This is a genomic window from Collimonas fungivorans (assembly GCF_028292705.1).
Lineage (GTDB): Bacteria > Pseudomonadota > Gammaproteobacteria > Burkholderiales > Burkholderiaceae_D > Collimonas > Collimonas fungivorans_B.
In genome coordinates this window covers 1-9,182 of sequence record NZ_JAQGLV010000021.1, presented here as the reverse complement: position 1 = coordinate 9,182, position 9,182 = coordinate 1, and the positions used below count along the sequence as shown (strand labels likewise).

Here is a 9,182-nt window from a genome sequence, read left to right as displayed (position 1 = left end):
TCGTTTGTGGTGAGCGGTTCGGTGCGTAATGCGGTGGTCGAGAAGATCGGCAAGTTCGCCTGACGAATTTATCTGACTGCTTGGCTAGCGGCTAGCCGTGGAACGCGCTGTATCGCGCACATCGTTTCCCTGGGCATGCTCCGCCGACAACGCCACCAGTCGCTGCAGCAGCGACTGGCCGTACAGCCAGTCGCCTAGGTTGGATTCGGCGTTGATGTGTCCCAGCGCGCCGGCATCGATATATTCCGCGCCCCAGGCTTTCGCCCAATGGCGCGCGCGCCGGCTTTCCATCCACGGATCGTTCAGGCTGCCGACCACGATCGCCGGCACCGGCAGGCGGCCGCTGACGGCGGCGCTGACATCGAATTTGTCGGGATCGGCCGGCGCCACCAGCAGCGCCCCGGCCAGGTTCGGGACCTGGTTCAAGGCGCCGTGCACCGTGGTCAGGCAGCCAAAGCTGTGCGCAATCGCCAGCGTCGGCTGTTCCGATTTCTGCAGCTGCTGCCGCAAACGCTCCGACCAGACTTCCAGCACCGGCGCATCCCAGCGCGCCTGTTCCACCCGCTCAAAGCTGGGATAGAGCCGCTGCCAACGCGATTGCCAATGCTGCGGGCTGCTGTTGTACAGCCCGGGCACCACCAGCACGCGGAACGATGACAGCGCGGCCATGACCATGATCAACTTCCTCCAGTATCGAGTTCCGCCGTAGAGAAACCGTCTTGCAGCGACGCCGGTGCGGCAAATGCATGCAGCGCCGCCTGCGGCAAGTCCCACAGGAAACCCTGGCCATGCAAGGGCAGCGCGGCAATCCTTGCCAGCTGCTGCAGCACTTCCAGGTCGCGCGCCTTTTCCAGTCGCTTGAAAATCACCTGGATCCCGCGCTTGGCGCAGTCTTCCAGCAAACGCGTGGTCTGCTCGTCGTGCGTGACGCCGCGCGCATCGATCTTGATCACATCCGGCCGCACCCGTTCCAGCAGGCTCGCGGCTTGCGCCACATCGTCCGCATTCACCGCCAGCCGGAAATGATTGCGCCGGTAATTGTCCAGTACATAGTTTAGCAGCCAGCCCTGGTTTTCGGTGATGGTCGGCAGCTGCAGCACGATCCGCTCGTGCGGCAAGCCGAGCAAGGTCAGGATGCGCCGGAACGCCATGCCGTGGTTGCTGTCGACCGCCGCCAGCAAGCGCGCATGCACGCTCAGGTAGAGATCGCCTGCCACCGCCTCGGCCTGCCGGTAGAAATTGATCGAATGCAGCATGCGGCACAGGCGGTCGAGTTCGATCGACTCGTCGTCGCTGGCCGCATGGTCCAGCAGTTTCCACAGATACAGGCCGTTGTCGTTGGCCGAATAGCTGTGGGCAAAACCTTCATGGCCGATGATGGCGCCCTTGCCCGTGCCGGCCTCGATCCGGCGCAGGGGCTGGAATACGCTGGTCAGCGTAGTGTTGAAATAACGCCCCTGGGCGCGCCCGTCATCGTCCAGCCAGACCCGGCAATCGCTGCGGGTCGGGTCCGGACTTGTGTCATCCCTGGCACCGTTCAAACGGGCCAGGTACTGCTCCAGGGCGGGAAAGGACATGGGCTTACCTCGATGTGGTCGGACGATGTGATAGATACAGGGAAGGATGGCCCTCAGATCTTGGCGATCGATACTTCGGTAGCCTTGACCAGCGCCACCACTTCGGTGCCGATCACCAGGCCCAGGTCCTTGACCGAACGGGTGGTGATCACCGAAGTGACGATGCCGGCCGGCGTCTCGACGTCGACTTCCGACACGACCGTGCCTTCGATGATGGCCTTGATCTTGCCCTTGAACTGGTTACGTACATTGATGGCTTGGATAGTCATGATATTTTCCTGGATGAATACGATTTGGATACGATGAAACGAGATGCGCCGAGTGCAGAATTACAGTTTGGCGAGCGATACTTCGGTGGCCTTCACCAGCGCCACCACTTCGGATCCGACCACCAGGCCGAGATCGCGCACGGAACGGGTAGTGATGACCGAGGAGACGATGCCGGAAGGGGTTTCGATATCGAGCGCGGACAGCACGTCATCCTCGGTAATGCTGTGGATCTTGCCGCGGAACTGGTTGCGGACGTTAATTGCCTGGATGCTCATGGTTTCTCCTTTGGTAATGCGGGTGCATCAAAAAATGCGTCGAAAAATCAGATAGCCCAGCCGACCTGGCTGACCGTGCGCTGCAGCGAAACATCGCCTAACGCCGAATCAGGCTGTGCCGCCGGGTGTTTCAGTACGCGCGCCAGAATCCGTTCTTCCAGCTGCGCAAAAGCCAGGTTGCCGCGTGCGCGCGGACGCGGCAGGCTGATCCTTTCGTCCAGCGTGATTTCGCCATCTTCGATCAGCAGCACGCGGTCCGCCAGCGCAATCGCTTCTTGCACGTCATGCGTCACCAGCACGGCGGTAAACCCGCGTTCCTTCCACAGCGCTTCGATCAGCTGCTGCATCTCGATCCGGGTCAAGGCGTCCAGCGCGCCAAGCGGCTCGTCCAGCAGCAACAGTTCCGGGTCATGCACCAGCGCCCGCGCCAGCGCTACCCGCTGCCGCTGGCCGCCGGACAATACCGCCGGCCACTCGTGGGCGCGGTCTTCCAGGCCGACCTGCGCCAAGGCTTTGGCCGACGCCAGAGAAGCTTTCGGCAAGCCGAGGCCGACATTGCTGAGCACCCGCTTCCACGGCAGCAGCCGGGAATCCTGGAACATGATGCGGATTTCCGGCTGTTCGCCGTGGGCGCCGAAACCGATGCTGCCGCCGCTGGCCTGCTCCAGCCCTGCAATCAGCCGCAGCAAGGTACTCTTGCCGCAGCCGCTGCGGCCGACAATGGCGACGAATTCACCGGCGGCGACTTCGACGTTGAGCGTCTTCAGCACCTCGCGGCCGGCGTACGACTTGGATACCGAGCACACCCGGATGCCGACGCCACGGCCAACGCCAAGCTGGCCTGCGGCTTTTACTTCGGCATTTTCAACTGGATCATTCTGCATCTTGGTTTCCTACCTTAGGTTCCTGCTTTAATTAGCGACGTACATGCTCATTGATAACCGGGATGCCAGCGCAGCCAGTATCGTTCCAGCACGCGCGCCAGGATGTCGGCCAGTTTGCCCAGCAAGGCGTACAGCAGGATGCCAACCAGCACCACATCGGTCTGCAGGAACTCGCGCGCATTCATGGTCATGTAGCCTATCCCCGCTTGCGCTGAAATAGTCTCGGCGACGATCAGCAAGACCCACACCAGGCCCAGCGCAAAACGCACGCCGACCAGAATCGAAGGCAAAGCCCCCGGCAGGATCACGTCGCGGTACAAGGGCCAGCCGGACAAGCCGTAGCTCTTGGCCATCTCGATCAAGCCTTTGTCGACCGAACGGATGCCGTGGAAGGTGTTCAGGTAGACCGGGAAAAACACCCCTATCGACACCAGGAACAGCTTCGACGATTCATCGATGCCGAACCACAGGATCACCAGCGGAATCAGGGCCAGCGCCGGGATGTTGCGGATCATCTGGATGCTGGTGTCGAGCAGGGTTTCAGCCTGCTTGAAAGTGCCGGTCAGCAAACCCAGCAGCAAACCCAGGCCGCCGCCCACTGCAAAACCGGAAATCGCGCGCCAGGCGCTGACCCGCACGTGGGTCCACAGTTCACCGGACAGCGTCAGCGACCAGGCCGCACGCGCCACTGCCCAGGGCTCAGGCAAGATCCGGCTCGACAGCCAGCCGACCTTGGCGGCGAATTCCCAGCCCAGGATCAGGGCTACCGGCAGCAGCCATGGCAACAGGCGCTCCTGCCAGATTTGTACCGCCTTAGACTTGGCCTTCCCTGCCTTGCCGGCTTGTGGCCGCCGTTCGGCTATGGTGCTACTGATTGCGCTCATGTCGGCTCCATCAACTCTGCGACGCCTTCGGCAGCAAGCCGTTGGCGATCACTTCGCCGAACGGCCCCGTCAGCGCCTGCTCGCCGCTGGCGGCGCGTCCTTTGCCCAGCAAAGGGAAAACCAGCTCGGCAAAACGATAGGATTCTTCCAGGTGCGGGTAACCGGAAAGGATGAATGTGTCTATGCCCAATGCCGCGTATTCCTGCATCCGTTCCGCCACGGTTTCCGGATCGCCCACCAGCGCGGTGCCGGCGCCGCCGCGCACCAGGCCGACACCGGCCCACAGGTTGGGCGACACTTCCAGCTTGTCGCGGCGGCCGCCATGCAAGGCCGCCATGCGCCGCTGTCCTTCCGAATCCATCTTGGAAAATGCAGCCTGGGCCCGGGCAATCACGTCGTCATCGACATGGCTGATCAATTCTTCCGCGGCCGCCCATGCGGCCTGGTTGGTTTCGCGCACGATCACGTGCAGGCGGATTCCGAAACGCACGGTGCGGCCATGCTTGGCGGCGCGCGCGCGGATGTCGGCAATCTTTTCCGCGACCGCAGCCGGCGGTTCGCCCCAGGTCAGGTAAACATCGACCTGTTCCGCCGCCAGTTCATGCGCCGGTTCCGAAGAGCCGCCGAAATATAAGGGTGGATACGGTTTCTGCACCGGCGGATACAAGGTCTTCGCACCCTTGACCTTGATATGCTTGCCGATGAAGTTATAACCGGCCTCGCCGCCTTCGCCGGACAAGGCGCCGCGCCACACCTTCAGGAACTCGGAGGAAATTTCATAACGCTCGGCATGGTCGGCAGACAGGCCGTCCGCCTCCAGTTCAGCCTGGTCGCCGCCGGTCACGACATTGATCAGCAGGCGGCCGTTCGACAGCCGGTCAAAGGTCGACGCCATGCGGATCGCCAGGCCAGGCGTGCTCAAGCCGGGGCGGATCGCCACCAGGAATTTCAGGCGCTGGGTGAAACCCAGCAAACTGGAGGCGACCACCCAGGCATCTTCGCAAGAGCGCCCCGTAGGCAGCAGCACGCCGTCGTAACCGAGAGTGTCGGCCGCCACCGCGATCTGCTTCATGTAATCGAAGTTGACCGGGCGCGCGCCTTGCGAGGTACCGAGGTAACGGCTGTCGCCGTGGGTAGGAATAAACCAGAAAACGTTCATGACTGCTTCCGTATATGTATGTTTTTACTGCTGCGCCAACGGCGCGTTCTTGGGATACCAGACGATATCGGCCACCTTGACCGTGCGCGGAATCAGGCCGAGCTCCTTGAAGCTGTCGGCGACACGCTGCTGGTCGGCCACCAGCGCCGGGCTAAGCACCGTGGTCGGCGACGGGTTGGGACGGCGGCTCAGGAACAGGTGCACCGTCGCCAGGTTCAAGCCGCTCACATCGGCAATCAGCTGCGCCACTTCCTTGCGGTTTTGCTGCACGTAGCGATCGGCCTTGGTCAGCTCATCGAGCAGATTCAATATCGTGCCGGGATAATTTTCGACAAACCCGCGCGCCGCCAGGTAGAAGGAGTTATTGTTCGACAAGCCGCTGCCGGTGCTCAGGACGCGCGGCTTGAAACTCAGTTCGGCGGCGCCGTAATACGGATCCCAGATCGCCCAGGCGTCGACGCTGCCGCGCTCAAACGCGGCGCGCGCATCGGCCGGCGCCAGGTAGACCGGCTGGATGTCGGTCCAGGCCAGGCCGGCTTTCCTGACCGCCCGCACCAGCAGGAATTGCGCGCTGGAGCCCTTTTGCAGGGCGATCCGCTTGCCTTTCAGGTCAGCCAGCGTTTTGATGTTCGAAGCGGGTTGCACCAGCAGCGCGGAGCTCTCCGGTTTCGGCGGTTCGGCGCCGACGTACAGCAAATCCTTGTTGGCCGCCTGCGCAAATACCGGCGGCCCATCCCCGGTCAGGCCGAAATCCAGGCTGCCGGCGGACAAGGCTTCCAGCAGCTGCGGACCGGCCGGAAATTCCAGCCAGACAATCTTGCTGTTCTTGAAGCGTTGCTCCAGCGTGCTGCGCTGTTTCAGCACCACCAGGTTGACCGCGCTTTTCTGGAAGCCGATGCGTATCTGCTCGGGCTCCCTGGCTGTTGGCTGCGCCTGGCTCAGCGGCGATGCACTCAGCAGTGCAGCCAACAGCGGCAGCGCCATTGCAAGGCGGATTTTCTGCAGGGAGCGGCGGCGGAACAAAGAAATAGACATGGGTCCGGCCTCAGGATTTGTCTGCCAGCTTGGCCGGCAGTACGGCGTCGCGCGTCGAAATCTTCTTTGGAATCAGTTTCAGCTCATAGAAGGTGTCGGCGATCTTCTGCTGCTCGTCCAGCACCTTGCTGTCGACCGGCTTGTAGATATGGGCGTAATGCTTGAGGCCGGTTTCGATCACATCCGGCTCCAGCCCCTGGATCGGCGCCAGCTGGGCCGCGGCTTCCTTGTAGTTGGCGCGTATCCACTGCCCTTCCTTGCCGGCTTCTTCCAGGATGGCGTTGACTACCGCCTGGTTCTTTTCCGCATACTTGCGCGCGCTCAGGAAGAACTGGTGATGGCTGACGACGCCGCTGCCGCTCGCCAGGACGCGGGCGTCGATCTGCTTGATCGCCGCTGTCTGGAACGGATCCCAGATCGCCCAGCCGTCGACTGCGCCGCGTTCGAAAGCGGCGCGGGCGTCGGCCGGCGCCAGGTAGATCGGCTGGAACTCGTTATAGGCGACGCCGCCCTTCTTCAGCAGGCTGATCACCAGCCAGTGCACGTCTGAACCCTTGTTGAAGGCGATTTTCTTGCCCTTCAGCTGCGCCAGCGAAGTAATCGGCGAATTCTTCGGCACCAGGATGCTCTCCGCTTCCGGCGTCGGGATTTCGTAAGCGCTGTACACAAAATCGGCGCCGGCAGCCTGGGCCACGATAGGCGGCGCTTCGCCGACATAACCGAAATCGACTGAACCGACATTCAAGGCTTCCAGCAATTGCGGGCCGGCGGCGAACTCGGCCCACTTGACCTCGATGCCTTGCGCCGCCAGGCGCTTTTCCAATGTGCCATGGGCTTTCAGCAGCACCAGGGTGCTGGCGGCTTTCTGGTAGCCGATGCGCAGCACCTGCTTGTCCTGCGCCTGCGCCAGCTGCGGCAAGCCGGCCGCAAACGTGCCGGCGGCGACCGCTGAGAGCAGCGCCAGCACGTGGCGTCTTGTGTGTTTGTTGCTGGTCGAGACTGTCATTACATGCTTCCTGTTTTTTTGGACAAAACGACCCCCTCCGCCGGTCAAGGCGGATTTTTCAAACGCTGGGCGGGGTAAGTTGCTTAGTTAGCTGATTCGGTTAGCTGATTCGCCTGGATTTCCTGCTACACGCTACATCGCACCTGCGAAAACGGAATCGGATCGAAATGGTTGCTGCCGGTCTTGCGCAAAGCCAGCAAGCTGTCCGACAACTGCTGCACGCCTTCGTTAATCCGCTGGAAGACCGCCTGGTCCAGGCTCAATCCCTCTTGCTCCGACCACTGCACCTGTGCTTCCGTCGCATAGATGCTGGGCAGCACGTGCCTGGCCGCCAGCGACGACAATACCGGCCGCAAGGCGTAATCCAGCGCCAGCATGTGCGACTGGCTGCCGCCGGTGGCCAGCGGCAGCACCAGCTTGTCGGTCAGGCCGAACTGCGGCAGCAGGTCGAGGAACGCTTTCAGCACGCCGCTGTACGAAGCCTTGTAGACCGGCGTCGCCACCACCACCGCGGTGGCTTGCGCTACCTGCGCCAGCGCCGCCTGGATCGCCGCGTGGTTGAAATCGGCCCGCAGCAGCGCGTCGCCTGGCAGGTCCCGCACATCCAGTTTGCTGTAGCGATGTCCCAGCACGGCCAGCTTTTCACCTGTGTAATGCAATAAACGGGTAGAACGCGAAGGCGCGGACGGGCTGCCGGCCAATAACAAAATAGTCATCTGTAGCAATCTTGAAACCGCCCTGCCAGGCAGGGCGGCTGAATCATGGTCATTCCGGCCAGCCGGCTTACTTCACGCCAGGCTGGTAAATCTTGTCGAACACGCCGCCGTCGCTGAAGTGGGTCTTCTGCGCATTTTTCCAGCCGCCGAAAGTGTCGTCTATGGTGAACAGGCTCAGCTTCGGAAACTTGCTGGCGTACTTGGCGGCGACTTTAGGATCGATCGGACGGTAGTAATTGTGGGCGGCGATTTCCTGGCCTTCCGGCGAGTACAGGTACTCCAGGTAGGCTTGCGCAATCTTGCGTGTGCCGCGCTTGTCGACCACCTTGTCGACCACTGCCACCGGCGGTTCCGCCAGGATGCTCAGCGACGGGAACACGGTATCGAACTTGCCTTTGCCGAATTCCGCTTCCACCAGGTAAGCCTCGTTTTCCCACGACAGCAGCACATCGCCGACGCCGCGCTCGGCAAACGTCACGGTCGAACCGCGCGCGCCGGAATCGAGCACCGGCACATTCTTGTACAGGCGCGAGATGAAATCGCGCGCCTTGGCGTCGTCGTTATTGTTCTTCTTCAGCGCATAACCGTAAGCGGCCAGGTAGGCCCAGCGTGCGCCGCCGGAAGTTTTCGGATTGGCCACCACTACCGATACGCCGGGCTTGACCAGGTCGTCCCAGTCCTTGATGCCCTTGGGATTGCCCTTGCGCACCAGCAGCACGATGGTCGAAGTGTATGGGGTGCTGTTATGCGGCAAGCGTTTTTGCCAGTCGGCCGGCAGCAGCTTGGCTTTTTCGGAAATCTCGTCGATATCGTAGGCCAGCGCCAGGGTCACCACGTCGGCTTCCAGGCCGTCGATCACCGAGCGCCCCTGCTTGCCGGAACCGCCATGCGACGCCTTCAGGGTGAGGTTGTCACCGGTCTTGTCTTTCCAGTACTTGGCAAAAGCCTTGTTGTACTCCTGATACAGCTCACGTGTCGGATCGTAAGAAACGTTGAGCAGCGAAAAATCAGCCGCATGAACAATCTGCGCACTCTGAGCCACCAAGGCGATGGCGACGACCGACCTGACTATTTTCTTCAACATGTTCTGCTTCCCTTGTTTGTGAATGTTTTTTGTTTTGAGGAATACAGATTAATGAGGCGGCCTGGAAAACAAAACGAATTCTTTCTTCTCTCCTTATGCAAAAAACAGATATGTATGGACCGGCCGGGCGAATAAGGAGGGCGTTCATTCCCGCTGAATTAGCATATAGCTTTACAAGCTGTAAGGAATTGCAATATCGGGCGACTAGATGACTACAGTGTTGCCCATCCCTCTTGCCGAGACCGTACATGAAAAGATTCCTTGCCTATTTCGCCTCCCACCTGCTGGCTGT

General features: G+C 61.4%; 11 protein-coding genes. All 11 read right to left on the bottom strand.

The features are described from left to right. Positions 1-84 precede the first annotated feature (84 nt). The 11 genes from JWQ61_RS00895 to JWQ61_RS00845 all read right to left on the bottom strand — a co-directional run bounded on the left by JWQ61_RS00895 (position 85) and on the right by JWQ61_RS00845 (position 8,890). Positions 85-675: an alpha/beta hydrolase gene (locus JWQ61_RS00895; protein WP_304358850.1), complete on the bottom strand. Its 591-nt coding sequence runs from the start codon at positions 673-675 to the stop codon at positions 85-87. A 2-nt stretch (positions 676-677) separates the two neighbouring features. Further along, positions 678-1,577, bottom strand: a complete 900-nt coding sequence (locus tag JWQ61_RS00890) for an EAL domain-containing protein (protein ID WP_304358849.1) — start codon at positions 1,575-1,577, stop codon at positions 678-680. Between the two features lie 53 nt (positions 1,578-1,630). Continuing rightward, the gene (locus tag JWQ61_RS00885; RefSeq protein WP_014007003.1) at positions 1,631-1,846 is read right to left on the bottom strand and encodes a molybdopterin-binding protein; all 216 of its coding nucleotides are present in this window, start codon (positions 1,844-1,846) and stop codon (positions 1,631-1,633) included. 60 nt (positions 1,847-1,906) lie between these two features. Continuing rightward, positions 1,907-2,122, bottom strand: coding sequence for a molybdopterin-binding protein (locus tag JWQ61_RS00880; protein WP_014007004.1), 216 nt, complete (start codon positions 2,120-2,122; stop codon positions 1,907-1,909). A 47-nt stretch (positions 2,123-2,169) separates the two neighbouring features. Next, positions 2,170-3,006, bottom strand: coding sequence for an ATP-binding cassette domain-containing protein (locus JWQ61_RS00875; protein ID WP_304358848.1), 837 nt, complete (start codon positions 3,004-3,006; stop codon positions 2,170-2,172). Positions 3,007-3,053: 47 nt separating this feature from the next. Then, positions 3,054-3,890, bottom strand: coding sequence for an aliphatic sulfonate ABC transporter permease SsuC (gene ssuC / locus JWQ61_RS00870; RefSeq protein WP_304358847.1), 837 nt, complete (start codon positions 3,888-3,890; stop codon positions 3,054-3,056). Between the two features lie 10 nt (positions 3,891-3,900). After that, complete coding sequence (gene ssuD / locus JWQ61_RS00865) at positions 3,901-5,049, bottom strand: FMNH2-dependent alkanesulfonate monooxygenase (RefSeq protein ID WP_120235099.1); 1,149 nt, start codon at positions 5,047-5,049, stop codon at positions 3,901-3,903. Between the two features lie 24 nt (positions 5,050-5,073). Next, a complete protein-coding gene (locus JWQ61_RS00860) occupies positions 5,074-6,084 on the bottom strand; it encodes a sulfonate ABC transporter substrate-binding protein (RefSeq protein ID WP_304358846.1) in 1,011 nt (336 codons plus the stop codon). 10 nt (positions 6,085-6,094) lie between these two features. Continuing rightward, positions 6,095-7,090: a sulfonate ABC transporter substrate-binding protein gene (locus tag JWQ61_RS00855; RefSeq protein ID WP_304358845.1), complete on the bottom strand. Its 996-nt coding sequence runs from the start codon at positions 7,088-7,090 to the stop codon at positions 6,095-6,097. A 125-nt stretch (positions 7,091-7,215) separates the two neighbouring features. Continuing rightward, complete coding sequence (gene ssuE, locus JWQ61_RS00850; protein WP_304358844.1) at positions 7,216-7,806, bottom strand: NADPH-dependent FMN reductase; 591 nt, start codon at positions 7,804-7,806, stop codon at positions 7,216-7,218. A gap of 67 nt (positions 7,807-7,873) precedes the next feature. Next, a complete protein-coding gene (locus tag JWQ61_RS00845) occupies positions 7,874-8,890 on the bottom strand; it encodes a sulfate ABC transporter substrate-binding protein (protein WP_304358843.1) in 1,017 nt (338 codons plus the stop codon). Positions 8,891-9,182: the final 292 nt, after the last annotated feature.

What these genes read in the sequence shown, in the direction of transcription:
- JWQ61_RS00895 (WP_304358850.1), bottom strand. Translation starts at nt 675, where the DNA reads ATGGTCATGGCCGCGCTGTCATCGTTCCGCGTGCTGGTGGTGCCCGGG.
- JWQ61_RS00890 (WP_304358849.1), bottom strand. Translation starts at nt 1,577, where the DNA reads ATGTCCTTTCCCGCCCTGGAGCAGTACCTGGCCCGTTTGAACGGTGCC.
- JWQ61_RS00885 (WP_014007003.1), bottom strand. Translation starts at nt 1,846, where the DNA reads ATGACTATCCAAGCCATCAATGTACGTAACCAGTTCAAGGGCAAGATC.
- JWQ61_RS00880 (WP_014007004.1), bottom strand. Translation starts at nt 2,122, where the DNA reads ATGAGCATCCAGGCAATTAACGTCCGCAACCAGTTCCGCGGCAAGATC.
- JWQ61_RS00875 (WP_304358848.1), bottom strand. Translation starts at nt 3,006, where the DNA reads ATGCAGAATGATCCAGTTGAAAATGCCGAAGTAAAAGCCGCAGGCCAG.
- ssuC (WP_304358847.1), bottom strand. Translation starts at nt 3,890, where the DNA reads ATGAGCGCAATCAGTAGCACCATAGCCGAACGGCGGCCACAAGCCGGC.
- ssuD (WP_120235099.1), bottom strand. Translation starts at nt 5,049, where the DNA reads ATGAACGTTTTCTGGTTTATTCCTACCCACGGCGACAGCCGTTACCTC.
- JWQ61_RS00860 (WP_304358846.1), bottom strand. Translation starts at nt 6,084, where the DNA reads ATGTCTATTTCTTTGTTCCGCCGCCGCTCCCTGCAGAAAATCCGCCTT.
- JWQ61_RS00855 (WP_304358845.1), bottom strand. Translation starts at nt 7,090, where the DNA reads ATGACAGTCTCGACCAGCAACAAACACACAAGACGCCACGTGCTGGCG.
- ssuE (WP_304358844.1), bottom strand. Translation starts at nt 7,806, where the DNA reads ATGACTATTTTGTTATTGGCCGGCAGCCCGTCCGCGCCTTCGCGTTCT.
- JWQ61_RS00845 (WP_304358843.1), bottom strand. Translation starts at nt 8,890, where the DNA reads ATGTTGAAGAAAATAGTCAGGTCGGTCGTCGCCATCGCCTTGGTGGCT.